This window comes from Candidatus Dorea massiliensis AP6, assembly GCF_964245105.1.
GTDB classification, from domain to species: domain Bacteria; phylum Bacillota; class Clostridia; order Lachnospirales; family Lachnospiraceae; genus Laedolimicola; species Laedolimicola intestinihominis.
In genome coordinates this window covers 86,955-107,723 of record NZ_CAXTKW010000013.1, presented here as the reverse complement: position 1 = coordinate 107,723, position 20,769 = coordinate 86,955, and the positions used below count along the sequence as shown (strand labels likewise).

At 46.7% G+C, this 20,769-nt stretch carries 21 protein-coding genes and 3 pseudogenes; 19 read left to right on the top strand and 5 right to left on the bottom strand.

From position 1 onward, the window contains the following. Together ACESZP_RS13955 and ACESZP_RS13950 are read left to right on the top strand one after the other, a co-directional pair. Positions 1 to 321 carry a TIGR04076 family protein gene (locus ACESZP_RS13955; RefSeq protein ID WP_499709368.1) on the top strand — a complete coding sequence of 107 codons (321 nt, stop codon included), beginning with the start codon at positions 1 to 3 and terminating at the stop codon, positions 319 to 321. 3 nt (positions 322 to 324) lie between these two features. After that, entirely contained in the window at positions 325 to 888 is a 564-nt protein-coding gene (locus tag ACESZP_RS13950) for a DNA-3-methyladenine glycosylase I (protein WP_499709366.1), read from the top strand. A gap of 83 nt (positions 889 to 971) precedes the next feature. Here the strand turns inward: ACESZP_RS13950 and ACESZP_RS13945 are convergent, their stop codons facing one another. Further along, positions 972 to 1,325 (bottom strand): winged helix-turn-helix transcriptional regulator, encoded by a 354-nt coding sequence (locus ACESZP_RS13945; protein ID WP_308458567.1) that lies wholly within the window; start codon positions 1,323 to 1,325, stop codon positions 972 to 974. Positions 1,326 to 1,479: 154 nt separating this feature from the next. On the opposite strand from ACESZP_RS13945, the gene ACESZP_RS13940 reads away from it, so the two are divergent. From ACESZP_RS13940 to ACESZP_RS13930, 3 genes are read left to right on the top strand one after another with little or no spacing between them, the layout of a single operon-like run. Beyond that, positions 1,480 to 1,983: a flavin reductase family protein gene (locus ACESZP_RS13940; RefSeq protein WP_499709365.1), complete on the top strand. Its 504-nt coding sequence runs from the start codon at positions 1,480 to 1,482 to the stop codon at positions 1,981 to 1,983. Between the two features lie 28 nt (positions 1,984 to 2,011). Continuing rightward, a complete protein-coding gene (locus ACESZP_RS13935) occupies positions 2,012 to 2,701 on the top strand; it encodes a radical SAM mobile pair protein A (protein ID WP_499709364.1) in 690 nt (229 codons plus the stop codon). Next, positions 2,689 to 3,606, top strand: coding sequence for a radical SAM mobile pair protein B (locus ACESZP_RS13930; RefSeq protein WP_499709363.1), 918 nt, complete (start codon positions 2,689 to 2,691; stop codon positions 3,604 to 3,606). The genes ACESZP_RS13935 and ACESZP_RS13930 overlap by 13 nt, the downstream gene beginning before the upstream one ends. Positions 3,607 to 3,845: 239 nt before the next feature. On the opposite strand, the pseudogene ACESZP_RS13925 reads toward ACESZP_RS13930, so the two are convergent. The 3 genes and pseudogenes from ACESZP_RS13925 to treR all read right to left on the bottom strand — a co-directional run. Continuing rightward, positions 3,846 to 4,046: pseudogene (locus ACESZP_RS13925) on the bottom strand (transposase); the annotation flags it as partial. A 202-nt stretch (positions 4,047 to 4,248) separates the two neighbouring features. Further along, on the bottom strand, positions 4,249 to 5,019 hold the full coding sequence (locus ACESZP_RS13920) for an HAD-IIB family hydrolase (RefSeq protein WP_499709362.1): 771 nt from the start codon (positions 5,017 to 5,019) through the stop codon (positions 4,249 to 4,251). A gap of 10 nt (positions 5,020 to 5,029) precedes the next feature. Beyond that, a complete protein-coding gene (gene treR / locus ACESZP_RS13915; RefSeq protein ID WP_499709361.1) occupies positions 5,030 to 5,755 on the bottom strand; it encodes a trehalose operon repressor in 726 nt (241 codons plus the stop codon). Positions 5,756 to 5,959: 204 nt separating this feature from the next. Between treR and treP the strand changes: the two are divergent. Continuing rightward, positions 5,960 to 7,883, top strand: a pseudogene (gene treP / locus ACESZP_RS13910) (PTS system trehalose-specific EIIBC component). A gap of 10 nt (positions 7,884 to 7,893) precedes the next feature. Further along, positions 7,894 to 9,546 carry an alpha,alpha-phosphotrehalase gene (gene treC / locus ACESZP_RS13905; protein ID WP_499709360.1) on the top strand — a complete coding sequence of 551 codons (1,653 nt, stop codon included), beginning with the start codon at positions 7,894 to 7,896 and terminating at the stop codon, positions 9,544 to 9,546. Between the two features lie 150 nt (positions 9,547 to 9,696). On the opposite strand, the pseudogene ACESZP_RS13900 reads toward treC, so the two are convergent. Then, a pseudogene (locus ACESZP_RS13900) lies at positions 9,697 to 9,819 on the bottom strand (IS256 family transposase); the annotation flags it as partial. Between the two features lie 79 nt (positions 9,820 to 9,898). Here ACESZP_RS13900 and ACESZP_RS13895 point away from each other — a divergent pair. From ACESZP_RS13895 to ACESZP_RS13840, 12 genes are all read left to right on the top strand, one after another. After that, on the top strand, positions 9,899 to 10,207 hold the full coding sequence (locus tag ACESZP_RS13895) for a hypothetical protein (RefSeq protein WP_499709359.1): 309 nt from the start codon (positions 9,899 to 9,901) through the stop codon (positions 10,205 to 10,207). 322 nt (positions 10,208 to 10,529) lie between these two features. Further along, the gene (locus ACESZP_RS13890; protein ID WP_117760435.1) at positions 10,530 to 11,144 is read left to right on the top strand and encodes a class I SAM-dependent methyltransferase; all 615 of its coding nucleotides are present in this window, start codon (positions 10,530 to 10,532) and stop codon (positions 11,142 to 11,144) included. Position 11,145: 1 nt separating this feature from the next. Beyond that, positions 11,146 to 11,757 carry a class I SAM-dependent methyltransferase gene (locus ACESZP_RS13885; protein WP_499709357.1) on the top strand — a complete coding sequence of 204 codons (612 nt, stop codon included), beginning with the start codon at positions 11,146 to 11,148 and terminating at the stop codon, positions 11,755 to 11,757. 81 nt (positions 11,758 to 11,838) lie between these two features. Continuing rightward, positions 11,839 to 12,333 carry a hypothetical protein gene (locus ACESZP_RS13880; RefSeq protein WP_499709356.1) on the top strand — a complete coding sequence of 165 codons (495 nt, stop codon included), beginning with the start codon at positions 11,839 to 11,841 and terminating at the stop codon, positions 12,331 to 12,333. A 49-nt stretch (positions 12,334 to 12,382) separates the two neighbouring features. Beyond that, positions 12,383 to 13,117 (top strand): hypothetical protein, encoded by a 735-nt coding sequence (locus tag ACESZP_RS13875; RefSeq protein ID WP_499709355.1) that lies wholly within the window; start codon positions 12,383 to 12,385, stop codon positions 13,115 to 13,117. Positions 13,118 to 13,126: 9 nt separating this feature from the next. After that, on the top strand, positions 13,127 to 13,969 hold the full coding sequence (locus ACESZP_RS13870) for a class I SAM-dependent methyltransferase (protein ID WP_499709353.1): 843 nt from the start codon (positions 13,127 to 13,129) through the stop codon (positions 13,967 to 13,969). Next, positions 13,966 to 14,892, top strand: a complete 927-nt coding sequence (locus ACESZP_RS13865) for a ketopantoate reductase family protein (RefSeq protein ID WP_499709352.1) — start codon at positions 13,966 to 13,968, stop codon at positions 14,890 to 14,892. Before ACESZP_RS13870 ends, ACESZP_RS13865 begins: the two co-directional genes overlap by 4 nt. Beyond that, positions 14,889 to 15,521 (top strand): L-2-amino-thiazoline-4-carboxylic acid hydrolase, encoded by a 633-nt coding sequence (locus tag ACESZP_RS13860; RefSeq protein WP_499709351.1) that lies wholly within the window; start codon positions 14,889 to 14,891, stop codon positions 15,519 to 15,521. Before ACESZP_RS13865 ends, ACESZP_RS13860 begins: the two co-directional genes overlap by 4 nt. A 30-nt stretch (positions 15,522 to 15,551) precedes the next feature. After that, positions 15,552 to 15,896: an L-2-amino-thiazoline-4-carboxylic acid hydrolase gene (locus ACESZP_RS13855; RefSeq protein WP_499709349.1), complete on the top strand. Its 345-nt coding sequence runs from the start codon at positions 15,552 to 15,554 to the stop codon at positions 15,894 to 15,896. Between the two features lie 385 nt (positions 15,897 to 16,281). Continuing rightward, the gene (locus ACESZP_RS13850) at positions 16,282 to 17,253 is read left to right on the top strand and encodes a helix-turn-helix domain-containing protein (RefSeq protein WP_499709399.1); all 972 of its coding nucleotides are present in this window, start codon (positions 16,282 to 16,284) and stop codon (positions 17,251 to 17,253) included. A gap of 7 nt (positions 17,254 to 17,260) precedes the next feature. Continuing rightward, a complete protein-coding gene (locus ACESZP_RS13845; RefSeq protein ID WP_499709348.1) occupies positions 17,261 to 19,024 on the top strand; it encodes an ABC transporter ATP-binding protein in 1,764 nt (587 codons plus the stop codon). After that, positions 19,021 to 20,754 carry an ABC transporter ATP-binding protein gene (locus tag ACESZP_RS13840; protein WP_499709346.1) on the top strand — a complete coding sequence of 578 codons (1,734 nt, stop codon included), beginning with the start codon at positions 19,021 to 19,023 and terminating at the stop codon, positions 20,752 to 20,754. Before ACESZP_RS13845 ends, ACESZP_RS13840 begins: the two co-directional genes overlap by 4 nt. Positions 20,755 to 20,769: the final 15 nt, after the last annotated feature.

The window sequence follows — 20,769 nt, the reverse complement described above, 5'->3', positions numbered from 1 at the left end:
ATGACTATACGAATGCATAAAAAGGTTAAAATCACCGTGCTGCGGACGGAATATGATCAGGAACTGGCAGAACAGTATGCAATTCCTAATTTGGGGATGTGTCCTTTTCATCAGAAAGGTCAAGTGCTGTACAGCGATGGAATCAATCCGCCGGATGGGATGTGTGGCGTTGCTTGGCAGGTGATTGCTCCCATGGCGCGTCAGTTATCCTTGGGGGAACTGGTTCAGCCGTCTGGCACTTGGCTCAATGATGATACGATTGGTGTGTTTGCATGTCCGGACGGCATCCGACCTGTTATTTTTCTCTTGGAGGCGGAGTAAGAAATGCAATGGGCAGACGGAAAGATTCGATGCCACTGGGTGAGCCCAACTAATACCACTTATCTGCGATACCATGACGAGGAATGGGGCAGACCGGTCCACGATGACCATATGCTGTTTGAAATGTTGATTTTGGAGAATTTTCAGGCAGGACTCACCTGGGAATGTGTCTTAAATAAACGGGAAGCGTTTCGCCGTGCTTTTGACGGGTTTGATTTACGGAAAGTGGCATCTTATAGCGAAGAAAAATTGACGGCCCTGCAAGCTGACTCTGGAATCATCCGTAACCGGCTGAAAATGCGAGCTGCAGTGGTCAACGCACAAGTGTTTCAAAAGATACAGCAAGAGTGGGGCAGCTTTGACCGATACTTATGGCACTGGACAGAGGAAAAAATCATCCAAGAAGTAGACAAGGTCAGCTCACCATTATCTGATGCCATCTCAAAAGACTTGAAAAAGCGGGGCATGAAGTTTGTTGGGACCATAATCATCTATGCCTATTTGCAGGCGGTGGGAGTTATCAACTCTCATGAATCAGGTTGCTTCCTGAATCCTTTGCAGCAGTAGAGAATGCATAAAAAAGCCGGGAAGTTGACTCAAATTGTCAATGCCTCCCGGCTATTATCATGCAGATATTAATATAGTTAGAATCATGGTATATATTTCATTCCCCATTGGGAAATGGCGTAAAAGACCGGCAGCAGGTCACGACCTTTCTCAGTAAGGAAATATTCCACCCGCAAGGGCATCTCATTGTACTGGATTCGTTGTATCAAATCATCGGCTTCCAACTCTTTGAGGGCATTTGTCAGCGCCGTATTTGTAATTGGCTTTAGCATCTTTTTCAGTTCCCCAAACCGCATGGGGCACTTGATGCACAGTTCATAGAGAATTTGGAGTTTCCATTTGCCCTGCAGCATTTGAACCACCGGCGTGACCGGGCAGTTTCCCTCGTCGGTTAGAATGACACTGCCAACCTTTTCTTTGAATTCTTCATAAGTCATAATTGGAGATTTCCTCATCTTTTGCAGTATATTTTTTGATACCAGGTACAAATAATTTGCGTACTTGAACAAAAATTGCTATCAGATATAATAAATATATCACGGGTTGATCATGCAGTCAACGACTGAAATTTCTTAGAAAGGTCTGAATTTTATGAAAGAACTGAACATTATGGAGGCTACTGTTCTGACCTCCCCCAATCCGCTGACGCTGATCTGCTCTAAAAAGGAGGATGGTTCTACGAACCTGGCTCCCATTTGCTTTGTGTCTTACCTCTCCTTCAATCCGCCTATGGTGGGCTTCGCCACTGGCAAACAGTCTCACACCGGCAAGCGTGTGCGCGAGACCGGCAAAGTCATCGTCACTGTTCCCGGTGAGAGTCTGGCTGGCGCAGTAATGGCCTGCGGAGCGTCTACCGGTGCCGAGACCGACAAGGTGGCCGCCAACAACATCGAGATGATGGCTGTGGAGGGCAGCGACATCCAGATTCCGGCGGACACCCGGCTGGCGATGGTGGCTACCTTGCAGCAGTCGGTGGAGGTGGGCGACCATATCCTGCACATCTGTCAGGTGGACAAGTTCCTGGGCGATGAGGACAAGAAGGGCCTGTATGCCTGGAACGGCTTCGGGAAAGTTACACCTGCGGCAGAAGGCTAAATCTTAAAACGGTAAGGAGGCATCAGCGGTGGCTGTTTGTATTAAAGACTGTATTCAGAACATGAATCTGGTGATCGGCTGTACTATTGGTTGCAGCTACTGCTACGCCAGAAACAATGTTCGTCGGTTTCACATGATCGACGACTTTGAAAAGCCGGAGTTTTTTCCAAATAAGCTGCGGCTGATGGAGAAAAAGCGCCCACAAAATTTTCTGCTCACCGGCATGAGTGATTTTTCCCACTGGAAGCCAGAGTGGCGGGAACAGATATTTGACAAGATGACTGAAAACCCACAGCATCAGTATCTGTTCTTGACTAAGAGACCGGAGGGCATCGTCTTTTCCACCCCATTAGACAACGCTTGGTTTGGTGTAACTGTTACCTCCAGTAAAGAGAAAAACCGTATCCGGACTTTGCGGGAGCATATCCATGGCGGACATTATCATGTGACCTTTGAACCTATGTTTGATGATGTTGGCATGGTAGACCTTACCGGAATTGAGTGGATCGTCATTGGTACTGAGACCGGACATAGGAAGGGCAAAGCTGTATCGAAACCGGAATGGGTGTGGAACCTGACACATCAGGCCCATGCGCTAGGCATCCCTGTATTCATGAAGGAAGATCTGCTTCCTATCATGGGAGAGGCACAAATGGTACAAGAATTTCCCCCGGCTTTTTACCGGGTATTGGAGGAACAGAAGACATGGCGGAAGTAAAAGAGAGCAGCATTCTGATTCAGGATGTAGAAACCAAAAATATTATGACAAAATCCACCCTGCCGGTGGGAGGCTATTCCGTCAATCCTTATGTGGGCTGTACCCATGGCTGCAAGTATTGCTACGCTTCGTTCATGAAGCGGTTCACCGGCCATACTGAGCCTTGGGGTACTTTTCTGGATGTGAAACATTGGCCTGCCATCAAAAATCCCAGGAAGTACGCCGGACAGCGTGTGGTCATCGGCTCAGTGACGGATGGGTACCTGCCTCAGGAGGCTCAGTTTCAGAACACCCGAAAACTTCTTGAGCAGCTCCGGGGCAGCGAGGCAGAAATTCTCATCTGTACCAAGTCAGACTTGGTAATCCGTGACATCGACCTCCTGAAAGAACTGGGAAAGGTCACGGTTTCCTGGTCGATCAATACGCTGGACGAGGATTTCAAAAACGATATGGACAATGCCGTCAGCATTAAGCGACGGCTGGATGCCATGAAGCAGGTTTATGACGCAGGTATCCGCACCGTATGCTTTATTGCTCCGGTTTTTCCCGGTATCACGGATTTTGAGGCTATTTTCCATCAGGTCAGAAATCAGTGCGACCTGGTATGGCTGGAAAATCTAAACCTGCGAGGCGGATTCAAAAAAGACATCCTTGACTATATACGTAAAAAACATCCTGACTTGGTTCCGCTGTACGACGCTATCTACAACAAGAGGGACAGAAGCTATTTCCGTGGTTTGGAGGATCAAGCGGAACGGCTGGCGAAAGAAAACAGCTGTCCCTTCGTGGACAACGAGCTGCCCTACGGACGAGCAGAGCCTGGGCACCCGGTCATTGTGGATTACTTTTACCATGAGGAAGTGCGTGGCTCGGAAAACACCGGGCGACGCAACCCCAAAAAATAATTTGTGAAATAAATGGGTTCTGACATGGAGCTATGCTTCAATGTCAGAACCTTTTTTAGCACTGTTTACCCATTCAGAAGTTTTCTTATCCCTCTTGGAAGGACTTGTACTCTGTCCATTGTTTTTCGATTTTCCCCGCTCTACAATGTAGACAGAACGATTAAATGATTGTTTATTGATATTGAGAGGTGAGAAAGATGCTTTTGAAGGATGCGAAGATTGGACGGACCTATACCGTAACGCTCGGATTTCTCGTATCCAAGATGGTCATCCATTTCAGCTTCCATTATTTCTTTGATGGTTCCGCCTAAAAGATCTTTCAATGCATCCTGGATATCTTCAGCTGTCTGAATATCATATTCCTCCAAAAGCTGATGAATGATGTTCCGTTTTCCTTCTGTCATTTGTACCCTGTGTACAAGTTTCGTTTGTCTTGCCATAATAAAAGGCCCTCCTATGATTCTATTTTATCATAGAAGAACCTTCTAAATACTATTTTACAGAAAAAGTTTCATGCTTTCCAGTAATCCGAATAAAAGTACGGTATAACGTTCCCAAAATCATGCCTATGATTTACTGTGCATAGAACGATATACCGTCACATAGATTGTTGAAATATATGGTTTAAAATATGTTACTTTATTATGAGACTTTTAATATTTTATCAATTAACTCTGACACAGATTTGACACAGCCTTCTGCATATTGCTTTACAGTAGCTGGAGAATGATGGAATGTATAACCATGCTTTGTTGCCCTTAACATATCAATGTCATTTTCAGCATCACCAATGGCGTAGACTTGTTCATGCATGAATCCAAGTTTCTGACAAAGGATGTTCATGGCGTTCCCTTTTGAACAGTCTCTCCACGCCATGTCAACATCCTTGATATTTACAAAAGCTCTCACCTCCTGGTGATCTGACTTTTCCAGCCAGTCTGCAAAAGCTTTTGCAGATTTATTGTCTTTGAAATGGAATGACATTCCATAAAGTTTTTCCGTTTTTAATAAATCAATACTGCTAATAGGTGTTATTGGCAGGTTGTACTGCTTTTTTTGATTGCATGAAAATATGTTGTCTTTCGTATGAACTGTTAATGGTATATCCGATGCATATTCGTTTATTATTTTTTTGATTGCTGTAAATGATACAGGTTCTTCATGCAGTATTTGTTGATGACTATCCGCGATAATACTCCCTGTACCGGCAATCATGTAATCAGGCAAAAGATATCCTTCCAACGGAGCAACTATCCATGGCAATGCTCTGCCGGAGTTAATTACGATCAGATTTCCTCTTTGCTGGAATTCCTTTATTGCATCTAAATCAGATTCCTTAAAATATGTTTTTCCATTATCAGAGAACAATATTGTTCCATCCATGTCTGTAAATAAAATATTTTTCTGTTTCATATTTTTCCTGCTAAATTGATCGTCTTGTTGCATTATCCTGGAAGCTAAAGTAATCAGGGCGATGGCGTGACTGGGTATATTCAAACATAACACCATCACTATTGTAAGTATGAGAGGTGACAACAGCCATACAGTTATAGTCTCCAAGATCCAAATATTTTTCATCAATTTCAGTCATCTTTTCTACGGTCATGATACGTTTACTTGTGACAATGGAAACTCCAAGGGTATTTTCCAGATAATCGTAAATCGACTTTTCTGCAATCTCTATCGTTAGATCTTTAGCAACGCTTTTCAAAAAATAATTATGGTTTAGAATAAGTGCTTTCCCATCTAAGTAATGAAGTCTCTGCAGATAATAAATCTCATCGCCAATATTAAAACCGGTTTTTGCAGCAATTCTTTTGTCTACTACCAATTCTGCAAAGTGAATTACTTTGGTTTTGGCTTTCTGGTTATTTCTCTTTGCAGATTCCGTAAACGTTTCAATTAAGCCGATGGTAAATGAGGTCTGTAATGCGGGCTGGAAGATAATTCGTACCCCTTTTCCCTGCATCGTCTGTACATATCCATCGGCTACCAGATCCCCGATGGCACGGCGAATGGTATTGCGTGAGCAGTCATATTCCTGCACCAGTGTATTTTCAGAGGGGAGAAGTTCCTGAAATTCATATTCTCCGGTCTCAATTTTTCTTTTCAAGTCTTTATAAATTTCTGCATATTTTGCTTTCGGCATAAGTTCCTCCACTTGTTTGAACATCCATCATTTATTATAATATTTACATATGGAAAGTCAAGAATCAAATAAGACATAACTTGTCTAAACAAGTTTTGAAATAAGTGTTGACATGTTTAAACAAGTGTGATATAACATAATCACAGGAAAACTTGTTTAAACAAGAATAAGCGCGAAACATTTATTTTAATAAGGAGGAGCAAGATGGGGAAGTATACAAACGACGCAAAAGAATTACTGCACCTTGTGGGAGGAAGAGAAAACATTGCTGCAGTATCACATTGTATCACACGAATGAGATTCGTATTAAATGATCCGAAGAAAGCGGATATTCAGAAAATTGAAGCAATGAAAGTTGTTAAGGGAAGTTTCACACAGGCAGGACAGTTCCAGGTAATCATCGGGAACACGGTTTCAGATTTTTACAACGACTTCATAGCAGTTGCAGGCATTGAAGGCGTATCGAAAGATGCTGTAAAGAGCGCAGCAAAACAGAATCAGAACGTAGTTCAGAGAATTATGACTGCATTAGCAGAAATTTTCGCTCCACTCATTCCTGCAATCATTGTGGGCGGTTTGATTTTGGGATTCAGAAACTGCATTGACAGCTTATATTTATTTGAAAACGGTACAAAGACGCTCTGTGATATCAGCTAGTTCTGGTCAGGAGTTGACCATTTCCTGTGGCTCATCGGAGAAGCGGTATTCCATATGTTGCCGGTTGGTATCTGCTGGTCTGTAACCAAGAAAATGGGTACAACACAGATGCTTGGTATTGTACTTGGACTTACACTTGTGTCTGGTCAGCTCTTAAATGCATATGCAGTGGCAGGCACAGCGGCAGCAGATATTCCAAAGTGGGATTTCGGTTTTGTACAGGTAGATATGATTGGTTATCAGGCTCAGGTCATTCCTGCAATTCTGGCAGCATTTACGCTGGTATATCTTGAAAAATTCTTCAGGAAGATCTGTCCATCCGTAATTTCTATGATCGTGGTACCTTTCTGTAGCTTAGTACTCTCTGTTATGGCAGCACACTTTGTGCTTGGACCAATCGGATGGAAAATCGGCTCTGTCATTTCCTCCGTTGTATACGCAGGAATCACAGGATCACTGAGAATTGTATTCGGTGCAATCTTCGGTTTTGTGTATGCACCGCTTGTAATCACAGGACTTCATCATATGTCAAATGCAATCGACTTACAGTTGATTGCTGACTTTGGCGGAACAATGTTATGGCCAATGATTGCTTTGTCCAATATCGCACAGGGTTCCGCAGTATTAGGCATGATCTATCTTCAGAAAAATGATGCCCAGGCGCAGGAAGTAAACATTCCGTCATGTATCTCCTGTTATCTGGGGGTTACAGAACCGGCAATGTTTGGTGTAAACTTGAAACACAGTTATCCTTTCATCTGCGGTATGATTGGTTCTGCATGTGCATCAATTGTCTGTGTAGCTACAAACAGTACAGCAAATGCAATCGGTGTTGGCGGTCTTCCGGGAATCCTTTCCATGCAGCCGCAATCCATGTTAACCTTTGCTATTTGTATGTTAATTGCCGTAGCAGTTCCATTTGTATTAACAGTTATGGTTGGTAAAAAAAACTTCAGCCAAAAGAAGTTAAATCAGTAGAAGAAGTTAAATCAGTAGAAGAAGTTAAATCAGCAGAGGTAACAGAATTAAAAGCATTTGCAACAGGTGATGTGATTGCATTAAAAGAAGTGAATGACGGTGTGTTTTCCGCAGGAATCATGGGTGAAGGATTTGCAATCATTCCGGAGAATGAAACTATTTATGCTCCGGCTGATGCAACAGTCAGCTTACTTATGCAGGAGTCACGTCATGCATGTGGTTTAAAACTTGCAAACGGTGCAGAGATCCTTTTACATATCGGAATTGATACTGTAGCCATGAACGGTGACGGTTTTGAATACCTTGTAAAAGAAGGCCAGAAGGATCTGCCGGAACACCCCTGATCAAATTTGATAAAAAGAAAATCAGTGAAGCAGGTTATGTTGATACGATCATTTGCGTCATTACTGAGCCAGGTAATATGGAAAATATAATATTTGTGACAGGCATTCATGCAATTGAAAAAGAGACAACAGTAGCACAGACAGAATAAGAGGAATTGTATGACAGATTTTAGAAAAAGCACTGTATATCAGATTTATCCCAGATCCTTTTATGATACCAACGGAGATGGCTTTGGGGATTTAAAGGGTGTGACGGCAAAGTTAGATTATATAAAAGAATTGGGCGTGGACTATATTTGGATGACTCCGTTTTTTGTGTCTCCCCAGTATGATAACGGTTATGATGTGGAGGATTACTATAACATTGATCCCCGTTACGGTACGATGGAAGATTTTGAAGAGCTTTCCAGAGAGGCACAGAAGCGTGGCATCAAACTGATGCTGGATATGGTATTTAACCATACCTCCAGCAATCATGAATGGTTCCAGAAAGCATTGGCCGGAGATGAAAGATATAAGAACTATTATATTTTCAAAAAAGGAAAAGAGGATGGCAGTGCACCCACAAACTGGGAAAGTAAGTTCGGAGGAAGTGCATGGGAATATGTGCCGGAAATGGATGAATACTATCTGCATTTATTCCATGTAAAGCAGCCGGATCTGAACTGGGATAACCCCAAGGTGCGTAAAGAGGTTCAGAAGGTTGTACGTTTTTGGATGAGCAAAGGTGTCAAGGGTTTCCGATTTGATGTAGTGAATCTTATCAGCAAAGATAAATTCGAAGATGATTTCGAAGGGGATGGCCGTAGATTTTACACTGACGGACCAAACATCCATCAGTACCTGAAAGAATTAAATGCGGAGTCATTCGGACAGGATGCAGAAATTATTACTGTCGGTGAAATGTCCAGCACATCTATGGAAAATTGTTTTGGATATGCAGGTGAAGACAGCCATGAGCTTTCCATGGTATTTAGCTTCCATCATTTAAAGGTTGACTTTATGGGGAATGAAAAATGGGTGCTTGTACCAACAGATTTCCAGAAATTGAAAGATATTCTCTTTAGCTGGCAAATTGGAATGGCCAAGAATCATGCCTGGAATGCAGTGTTCTGGTGCAATCACGATCAGCCGCGTCCGGTTTCCAGATTTGGTGATGAAGGAAAATACTGGAAAGAGTCAGCTAAAATGCTTGCGACCATCATTCATGGACTTCGCGGTACTCCATATATTTACCAGGGTGAAGAGATTGGTATGACAAATACCGATTTCACTGACATCAGTCAGTTTCGTGATGTAGAAAGTTTGAACCATTATGAAATTCTGCAGCAGAAAGGTCTTTCTAAAGAAGATGCATTTCGTATTATCCAGATTCATTCCAGGGATAACGGAAGAACACCAATGCAGTGGAATGGTGAAAATCACGGTGGCTTTACCAAGGGAATGCCATGGATTGGTGTGAATAAAAATTATTCCAAGATTAATGCACAGAGCCAGCTGCATGATGAAACATCCATTTTCAACTACTATAAAAAGCTCGTAGCTTTACGTAAAGAGCTGGATATCATTGCATATGGTGATATCAGGCCGTTAGATGTAAGACATTCATCCATTATTGCCTATGAAAGAATTTACGGAGAGGAAAAAATGCTGGTAGTCTGTAACTTCTATAAAACAGAAGTTGTATGGGATAGTGGAATGGATCTGAAGGGCTTCGAAACATTGCTGGGCAACTATTCTGAACAAAAAATAGAAGAGTCAAAGATTTCCTTAAAACCTTATGAAGCAATGATGCTTTACAGAAAGAGATAATATATGAATCTGTCCACTGATATCTTTGAAAAACGAGTTAATTATGAACCTGAAGGACGGATATGATATCTATATCGTAGGGTGGGGGATGAAGTTGTCCGGAGGACAGAAGCAGGCGGTTCTGCCGCCTGTTTTGCGATGGAATATTGCCTATTCTGGAAGGCGTCCTTCGTACATAATACTTAGTTCTCCATAGACCGCTCCCCAGTTTCGGATTGTGGAAGTCCACTTTTTGGTTGCTTCAAAGGTTGCCAGATACAGGGCTTTCAGCAGCTGCTATCCGCTTGGAACAACTGGGCTATCTGAACCGGAAAAAGGATTATGAATATCGTGATCCATTGGAGGTGTGGCCATGAGCAGGAATATCGGAGTATCGGAACCATTTGCGGAAATGCAGATTAAAATCATCCGGGCAAAGGATGCGATTGCTTCGCAAAAGCCCAGGACTGTCAGGTGCCCTTATTGCCGACACAATTCAATCATCGTCTTTGAGGATACCAGAGGGCATGTGCAGACCAAATGCAAGGCCTGCGGACGAGAGACCGTCTTCAATGTTTTGGAGATGAGAAGATTACGGAGATTGCAGCTCTACTATTCGTCTTTGAATGGTTGGCTTCTGAGCATTATTTCGGAGCTGTCTACGATTGCAAAGAAAATCTAATCGTGCTCTGCGTTTGGAAATGACAAAATAGAGATACTATACTATTGCAAAAAAGAAGTGAGCACGATATAATATGGATAAGAAGGCAAAAGTCACCGCAATGGTGTGAAAATAGATTTTGGCTGTTTCCATAAGGAGTAGATCGAGAGGCATTATCCTCAGTGGCTGAAAACACAGATGTGTGATGCTTGCAGCAAGCTATTTGTATAAGCCGAAAGTCCGCAGAAATGCGGCTTTTCCTAAATGCATGAGTTAGCCGAACCTAACTTATCAATGTGCGCGTGACGGTTAGATAAATCTAACTATAAAAGGAGAGACAGCAATGCGAGAACACAAGAATTTCTGGGACAGAAATGCAGGTCTGTATGACTGCTTTATGCGAAAAGACAGGGCAGTATACGAGAAAATGTATGAGCTGATCCGTCCGGTCGTGAAAGACAAAACAGTGCTGGAGGTGGCTACCGGAACGGGACTGATCGCCAAGCACATCGTAAAAGCAGCGGCACACATCGAGGCGACGGATGCCTCTCCGGAAATGATTACAGAGGCCAAACGGGGGAATTACTCTGCGAAGCTGCGCTTTTCCGTGCAGGATATGTTTTCTCTGCCATACGCGAGCAAATCATTCGATGTGGTAATCGTATCAAACGCACTGCACATTGTGCCTCAGCCAGAAAAATCACTGCGAGAGATCAAACGGGTGCTGAAGGATGACGGTGTGCTGATCGCGCCTACCTTTACGCACGCAGAAAACTCATTTCCCGGCAAGGTCAAAGCCTTTTTCATGAATCTGGCAGGCTTTCCTCTCCACAGCAAGTGGACGAGCGAAGAATACCTAAAATTTCTGCAACAGAATGATTGGACAGTGCGAAAAAGTGTTGTTCTAAAGGCCTCTTTTCCGCTGACCTATACGGAATGTGTGAAATCGGAGGTGTGATATGTCCTTCTTTGAAAACACCCGCAAGCCCGTAGGCTTTAGCGGGAAGATCATGGTTGCTATGATGAACTTTGGGCACAGCGCAATGGCAGCGTGGGGATTGCATTTTTTGCAGCCTGCCCCGGATGCCATGGTGCTGGACTGCGGCTGCGGCGGTGGAGCGAACATCAAAACGCTGCTGAAGCTGTGTCCCAAGGGCAAGGTGCAGGGCATTGACTATTCGGCAGTCAGTGTAGAAAAAGCACGAAAGGTCAATGCAGGTGCCATTGCAGCAGGAAAGTGTACTGTGCAGCAGGCAAGCGTGACAGAGTTGCCGTTTGAAGCGGAGCAGTTTGATGTAGTGACCGCATTTGAAACGGTCTATTTCTGGCCGGAGCTTGCGCAAAATTTCAGAGAGGTCTATCGGGTGCTGAAGCCCGGCGGGACTTTTTTCATCTGTAACGAAGCAAACGGCGAAACAGCAAAAGACAACAAATGGACGCAAATCATTAACGGTATGACCATCTATACGGATGCTGATCTGAAAGTGTATCTGGAGCAGGCAGGCTTTGGCAGGGTTCAGAGTCACAAAAATAAAAAGGGCTGGCTGTGCGTCACGGCGCAAAAGCAGTGAAGTAGTGCAACCGTAACATTTGGAACAGTGAAGGGCATGGCATGGTTTGTCTGCCGGAAAGAAGAATAAGGAGAAACAGGGATGATTTTACAAACGATTCTGGAGGGTCTTGGGCTGGGAATCCTGCTGGTTCTCGTCTGCGCCGTGGGCATCCGCAAAGGGGCAGTGGGTATGGTGCATCTTTACAGCCCGGCGGTGCAGCAGCGGTGCGTGAAGCTGGGACTTACAACACACGAGAAAATCAAGCGCAATTCTCTACTTTTCAAAGCTGTCTGCGTCCCCGGATACATCGCCTATGTGCTGGTCTGCGTCTATGCGCTCAACGGCGCAAAGGGCTTCGTTCAGGGCTTTTGGCAGCTGCTGGTCATACTGTCCGTTATGAATCTCATAGACCGATTTTGGGTTGACGGCTATTGGGTAGGACATACGAACGCATGGGAAATTCCGGGAACGGAAGACCTGAAACCCTACATTACAGCCAAGGATAAGGGCAAAAAGTGGCTGTTCGGTACAATTGGTATGGCGGTCATTTCGGCAGCACTGGCGGCGATTATGATGCTTTTTATGAAAATATGAGGTGATAGAAATGCTGTTTCAAACATATGGCGACAGGAGGAATCCTGCCGTGCTGTTCTTTCATGCAATGGGTGTGACAGGAGCGAGCAGCGAACCGATTGCGAGGTATTTGCAGGATCGATATTTCTGCATCTTGCCCACCTCCACCGTTTACTGCGAGGGGCAGAAATATGTCAGCAAGCTGGACGAAATACGGCAGGTGGAGGACTTTCTGCATCGACAGGGCGTGGAGCGGCTGGCGATGGTGGTCGCTTCTTCCATCGGTGCAGACCTTGCCATGGCGTTTCTGACGCAGACGAAACTGCCCGTGGAGCACGCTTTCTTTGACGGCGGGCAGTTCGCCCAAATCGGAAAGGGCACGCGCCGTATCATGACGCCGTTTCTGTATTTTGCCATCAAGAGCCTATATTGGTCGAAGGGCGGTACGCTGAAAAAGATACTGTGGTGTGACGACGATTCCATAAAGTCGTATTTTATAGACGCAGGGAAAAATCTGACCTATACAAATTTGCGGCGGCAGATTTCGGACAGTCTGGAGGACAAACCCTTTCCGCCGCTTTCAAAAGAATTGCAAAAACATACCTATTTCGAGTTTGGCAGTATAGAAGATCATTTCAAATACCGTCAAGCAGTGATGGAAGCCTACCCCTGCGGCCATTATCCCGTGTTTGAGGGATACAATCACATGCAATATCAGATTCGCGATCCAAAGGGGTTCGCCGAAATGCTGGCACACATCGCCGAGCGTGACTGTATGCCGGAACTGCCATTTATCAGAAAGTGAGTGATACCCATGAAATACAAAATCGAGAAAAACACCGTGCAGGAGACGTTGATCCTCCCGCTGTATTCACGGAAGCTGTGTACGGAGTTGTACCCAAACCTTTACCGGGACGAAACGGCGGTGCGTCTGATCGACCAGATCGACTACGACTTTTCAGAGGCAGAGAAAAATTCCCGCAGCCTGATGCAGCGTTTCGGTGCGCTGGAGGTCGCCATACGGCAGAATGACCTTGCTTTTGAGGTGCTGGATTATCTGAAATCTCACCCCAATGCGGCGGTGGTCAATCTGGGCTGCGGGCTGGATAACACCGGTAGAGCCTGCGACAATGGCAGTTGCAAGATCTACAATCTGGACTTCCCGGATGTGATCGCCTTGCGGCAGCAGCTTCTGCCCGCCGGGGAGCGGGAGCGAAACATCCCCTGCGACCTGAAAGACCCCGCATGGTTTGACAAGATCGATGCCTCCGGCGGGGCGGTGCTCTTTGCCTCCGGGGTGTTCTATTACTTCCTGACGGAGCATGTCAGGGCGCTGGTGCAGGGGATGGCGGACGCTTTCCCCGGCGGGGTGCTGGTCTTTGATGCTGCCAACCGTACGGCGGTGAAGATGATCGCTAAAACGTGGCTCAGGACGGCGAAAATCAAGGATGTGGGAGCATATTTCGCGGTTTCGGATGCGAAAAGCGAGCTTTCCCCATGGGACAGCCGTTTGCAAGTATCCAGCAGGGGCTATATGATGGGCTACAACGACCTGAAAGACTCTTCCGTCAGCGGCTTTTTCCGATTTCTCGCCAAGGTCGGGGACAACGGGATGAAAATGCAGATCGTGAAGATCGGATTTGGAGGCAAGCTATGAAAATTCTGGTATATGGTGCAGGCGTTCTGGGGTGCAATCTGGCAAGAAATCTGCTGCGCGCCGGAAAGGATGTCACTCTGCTTGCGCGGGGAAACTGGGCTGCGGAGATCAAGCAGAATGGCCTGCGGATCAAGGACAAATTTTCGCTCCGCACTTCGGTCAGCCGCATTCCGGTGGTGACTGAACTTGCACCGGATGCAATGTACGATGTGATCTTTGTGGTCCTGCGCTATACACAGCTGGATTCCGCTCTGGACACGCTGCGGGCGAATCGGACGAAAAACATCGTATTTGTGGGCAACAACGTACAGACAAAAACATTGGCGGCGGCACTGCCGGAAAAGAACGTCCTGTTTGCCTTTGCGCTTTCTGCCGGGCATCGGGAGGTTGACCGGGTGGTCTCCATCGACCTGAAGAAGATCACCATCGGGCAGCTGACGGGTGCAACCTCCAATAAACAGTTGATCGGGCGCATCTTCCACGGCACAAAATATAAGGTTGTTTACGAGCCGAACATGGAGGACTATCTGCTCTGCCATGCCGCGTTTGTGATGCCTGCGGCCTTCGCCTGCTATAAGACAGACGGCGACCTGAAAAAGCTCAGGGGAGATACCGCGTACCTGAACCGTGTGCTGGATGCCAACATCGAGGGATACCGCGCCATCCGAGATGCCGGGCACACCATTCTGCCCAAGGAGGATGCAGACTTTGAAGGGGAGAAATACCGCAAGACCTGCCTGCGCTTTTTCGAGCTGATGTGTGCCACCTCGCTGGGCAAACTCTGCGCCTCCGACCACGCAATGAACGCCATCGATGAAATGAGTGCGCTGAACCGGGATCTTAAGAAATTTTTCGATGCGAACGGCGTAGCCTACCCGGTGTGGCAGGCACTGGAAGCGGAAGCCGGGAGGTATCTGCAATGAAATACGCTGGAATGCCCTTTGGAATGTGGGCGCTGTTTGGAATGTCCTTTGAGCGAAATCTCATAACCGTTTTTGAACTGGATGGAGATGCTTCCAAAGTGGTTACATCCAAGGCAAAGCAAAAATATAAGGAGATTATCCGCAAGTTGCCGGAGTTTGAAAAGGGCGACCGCTTCAAAATGAACATTGTCAGCTGTGCCATGCTGTCAGCCTTTGTTCTCTCCATGCCGGAACGCCCGGATGTGGAAAAATTAACGGTCTATTACCGGCAGGCCATGATGACCCCTACCATGCGCTGGTTCTGCCGCATGAGCGGGAAGAAGAAATTCAGCCGACAGGATATAGACGGCATGAAAACCACGGCAGCGTTCAAAGCCGCCGACCGGAACCCCTATTCCTGGAACATGGAATTTTGCCTCTACCCCGATGACAGCGGTTATGAGGCACGGTTTTCTCAGTGTGGCATCTGCACACTCATGCGGGAGTTGGGGCTTTTTGACCTCGTCCCCGCCATGTGCGCTCTGGATTACAGCATGAGCGAGGTGGGCGGTGCATCGCATTTTGTGCGGGAATGTACCATTGCCAATGGTGATGACTACTGCGATTGCGGGTACAAGAGGAGAAGCTGATATAAAAAATCATTGACGGCATGCGTATTTATGATGAAAAGACGATTTGCAAGGTTCTGGAAACTGCTGGGTTTGCTTCTGTTGTGTGCCACGCCGAAAAAGAAAAGCACTGGTTTTGTATTCTGGCGAAGAAATAATTATGGGGTATTTGATACCAATACCATGTCAAAGCAAAGAAGAGACAGACGAGCAAACCGCCTATGCTGTGATCGAAAACGCTGCCATCAGAAATACGTTGGCTGCCCGGAGCTGACAAAAATATTCTGCGCCAATGATGACCGCTGCTACGGCAACCTTCCAGGCCTGGAGTTCAGAAGAACTGGAACGCTGGGAACCGGCGCAAGCCGCTGTGATTTCTATATGAAAAAAAGATGAGGTAACAAACTTTAAGAGTTTCCTCAGCCAGACAAGAAAAAGGTACTTGCAAAATAGACTAAAATCAGGCTGAATAGGCCGAAAAAAGCATCTATAAAACTCAAAAATGGGAAAACTATCTGCTTTTTCTCTCATCCACAGCCTTCTGGATATCCAGTACATTGTTTTCGAAATAACTACACAACTCTGGGATATTATTAGGGGATTCTTCGGTTAAAAGTTGTAGAAAGTCGATTTTCCTTTCCAAATGGAGCAGAAAAAGCAAATCGGAGTAGAGCGCTCAAGCGTTGGTCTGATACAATAGTTCGGAAAGCCGCATGGTACGGCTTTTCTTAATCAATGCGAGTTAGCAAATCCTAACCCAAAAAAGGGGGTGTTTTTGGAAATGGTAACGGACCCATGGAAAATGTTCCGCGGGGCTGATTTTGGAGACAATATCGAAGAAGTGGTGGAAACAGAAGAATGCAAGGTTCTGCGTCTGAATGAACCCAGCGGTGACGGATTGATGACCATCTACCGCGTATTTGACGGTGTCTATCTTATGTATAACGATTTTCACCTTGCCCACTGCTACAGTCGGTTTACAAGCTGCGCAAACCTTCTGTGTATCGACCATTGCCGGGAAGGGCGCATGGAACACAGAACGGAACAGGATCTCCACTATTATATAGAGGCCGGGGATATGCGCGTTGACCGGCGTGTACATCATACCGGCGATGTGGATTTTCCTCTTTCCCACTACCACGGGATTACAATCGGCTTTTTTATGGAGCAGGCGGAAAAGGCCATCGATGAGGAAATGCCAACGATTTCCGTTGATATTGCCTCCTTAGCGCAGAAATTCTGCAGTGGAGACAGACTATACATTTTGCGTCAAAACAGTGCCATCGAGCATATATTTTCTGAGCTTTATCATGTTCCATCGAAAATCCGCATGGATTATTTTAAAATCAAGGTCATGGAGCTTCTGGTGTTCCTGGGCGCGCTGGAACTTGCTGATTATCGGGATGAGCGCCCTTATTTCTATTCCAGTCAAATAGAGAAGATTAAGTCTGTCCACAAGCTGCTGACGGAAGAACTCTCTGTGAATTACACTACGGAAGAACTGGCTAAGCGTTTTGACGTCAGCGTGGGCGCACTGAAAACCGGCTTTAAGGGTGTCTACGGCAGTCCTATTTATACCTACATTCGCACCTACAAAATGAATGTAGCGGCTTCCATGCTGGTTACTGACAGAAAAAAGAAAATTATTGATGTGGCGGCCAGCGTTGGCTACGACAACCCGAGTAAATTTGCAGCGGCATTCAAGGAACTCTTTGGTATGTCCCCTGCTGAATATCGAAATGACAGGAGGTAAGAAAACCATGGAAAAACAATCAAGACGCTCCGTGCCATCGTGGATATGGGATTTTGCAGGACAACATCGACCGCAATACGTGCTCAGCGTTCTAAGCGCGGTTTGTGGCGTGGTCTGCGGCATTTTGCCCTATTTTGTGATGGCAGGCATCATCTCAGATCTCCTGGGTGGATGCAGGGACATGAGCATATACATAAAAAACTGTCTTGTTATGGCAGTCCTGTGGTTGGGGCGCTGCGGATTTCATAGCATTTCCACCACACTCTCTCATAAAGCAACCTTCGCTGTGCTGGGCACCATACGCAAGCGGGTCTGCGCGAAACTCTCCCGTGTGCCTTTGGGCACGGTGCTGGACATCCCCTCCGGCTCCATCAAAAATGTACTGGTGGAGCGTATTGACAGCATCGAAACGACTATGGCACATATCATACCGGAGTTTACATCCAATCTGCTGGTGCCTATCGCTCTTTTGGTGTATTTGTTTATTCTGGATTGGCGGATGGCGTTGGCGGTATTGGCAACGGTTCCGATTGGTTTTGGCTGCTATGCCCTCATGACCCGTGACTATGAGGAAAGCTATCAGAATACCATAAATAAGACAAAAATTCTCAATGATACTGCCGTGGAATATATCAACGGCATCGAGGTCATCAAAGCCTTCGGTAAGGCGCAAAGCTCCTACGATAAATTTGTGGTGGCGGCGAAAGAGGGCGCAAGCTGCTATGTGGAGTGGATGCGGCGGTGCAATATCTATTTCTGCCTTGCCATGTCTATCTTCCCGGCTACCATGATCGCAGTGCTTCCCATCGGCGGTCTGCTATTCCGAGCTGGAACGCTGGACGCAGGTACTTTCATTCAGGTCATTCTTTTTTCCGTTGGCCTGATCGCACCGCTCATCACCGTCATGTCTTACGGCGATGATCTTGCAAAGCTGAGTACCATCATCGGTGAGGTGACATCTCTGCTGACGTTGGAGGACATGAAGCGGCCGGACACATCTGCCAGCCAGCCTCAGTCCAAGGATATTAAGCTCAAAGATGTGACCTTCGGATATCACGAGAAGGAAGTGCTTCACGGTATCAATCTGGAGATCAGAGAGGGTACCGTCAATGCCCTGGTTGGGCCCTCCGGCAGCGGAAAATCCACGATCGCCAGGCTGGTCGCATCGCTGTGGGATGTAAGCGGCGGCAGTATTACCCTAGGCGGCGTGGATATACGGAAGCTGACGCAGGAGGACTATCATCGCTATATTGCCTATGTATCCCAGGACAACTTTCTTTTTGATACCACAGTTATGGAAAATATCCGCATGGGCAAGCAGAACGCCACCGATGCTGAGGTGATGGAAGCGGCCAAAGCATGTGGATGCCATGCGTTTATCATGGGCCTTGAAAATGGCTACGATACCGTGGTCGGCGGCGCAGGCGGGCATCTCTCCGGTGGTGAGCGGCAGCGGATCGCCATTGCCAGAGCTATGTTGAAAAACGCGCCCATTATTATTCTGGATGAAGCCACTGCTTTTACTGACCCGGAAAACGAAGCCATGATTCAATCGGCGGTGGCAAAGCTGACCAAGGGCAAGACCTTGATCGTGATCGCTCACCGCCTGTCTACCATCACAAACAGCGACCAGATCTTTGTGGTAGAGGACGGAAAAATTCGTACCAGTGGAACGCATGAGGAGTTGCTGGCACAGGATGAATTGTATGCCCGGATGTGGCGTTCTCATATCTCCGTTCGGGACACCGTGGAAGGAGGTGCGCAGGAATGATCCAGATATTCAGACGGTTCTTTGCGTTCAGCGGAAAAGAAAACCGGCACAAATTTATCCGCTCCATTTTCCTTGGAGTACTGAAAGCCATCTTTGAGGCTATGAAAATCCCGGCCATCGCCGTGACTCTGCACGGGGTATTGTCGGGTGATCTGACCGTACAGCACATCCTGATCTCCTTCGGCATCATGCTACTGAGCGTAGCGGGCAACGCCTTTGCGAATTACCGTTCCACCATGCTTCAGTGCGAGGCGGGCTATGGTACCTGCGCAGACAAGCGCATTGAAATCGCCGAGCATTTGAAGTATCTGCCTATGGGATATTTCAATCGAAACAGCCTTGGCTACATCACCTCAGTTGCCACTAACAGTATGGAAGCGTTGGCGGATGTGGCGACCCGTGTGGTCATGATGGTGACGCAGGGAATCCTGACCACCATCTTCGTAGTCCTTATGATCCTTCTTTTTGACCTGCGAATCGGCGGCATCGCCGTTATGGGTGTATTGCTGTACTTTGCCATCAACTCGCTGCTCCAAAAGAAATCCAAAACGATTGCACCGCTCAAGGATTCCTCTGACCGCAAGTTGGTGGAAAAGGTGCTGGAGTATGTTCAGGGCATTGCAGAGGTTAAGGCCTACAATCTGACAGGGAAAAAGAGCAGGGCTTTGAATGAAGCCATTGATGAAAACAGTGCGGCGAATACCAAGGCTGAAATGGCTTTTGTACCCATTATGTTTCTGCAAAACCTTACGGCCAAGCTCCTCGGCGTGGTGGTGGCCATTATATCCGTGGCATTTTACTTGAACGGAACGATGGAACTGCTGAATGCTGTGGTCATGATCCTTGCGGCGTTCATCCTGTTTGGTGCGCTGGACACGGCGGGCAACTATTCCGCTCTGCTGCGCAATGTGGATTTGTATGTGGGCAAGGCGCAGGCGGTGCTGAATATGCCCACGATGGACATTGACGGAAAGGATATCATTCCCTCCAGCTATGACATCGATGTGGAAAACGCAGAGTTTTCCTATGACAAGCGAAAGATCATTGATGGGGTATCCATCCATATTCCGCAACACACCACCACGGCAATCGTCGGCCCTTCCGGTGGAGGAAAGACCACCCTTTGCCATCTGATTTCTCGATTCTGGGATGTGGACAAGGGATGCGTGAAGCTTGGCGGTGTGGATGTACGGGAATACAGCATGGACAGTCTGATGCGCAATTTCAGTTTTGTGTTCCAGAGCGTGTATCTGTTCCAGGATACCATTGCCAATAACATTCGCTTCGGCCAGCCGGATGCTCCTATGGAAAAGGTCATCGAGGCGTCCAGGAAAGCCTGTTGCCATGATTTCATTATGGCATTGCCGGATGGCTATGATACGGTCATCGGTGAGGGTGGGGCCAGTCTCTCCGGCGGAGAGAAGCAGCGTATTTCCATTGCCAGAGCCATTATGAAGGATGCTCCTATCATCATCCTGGACGAAGCGACTGCGAATGTAGACCCGGAAAGCGAGCAGGAGCTAACCGCTGCCATTGAAGCCCTGACAAAAGAAAAGACCATTCTGATGATTGCCCACAGGCTGAAAACGGTCCGCCACGCGGATAACATTTTGGTCATCGACAAAGGCCGAATCGCCCAAAGCGGCACGCACGAGCAGCTCATGGAGCAAGGCGGTATCTATCGCCGGTTTGTGGAATCTCGTGAACAGGCTGTGGGCTGGAAGGTATAAAGAAGGAGGAAATAA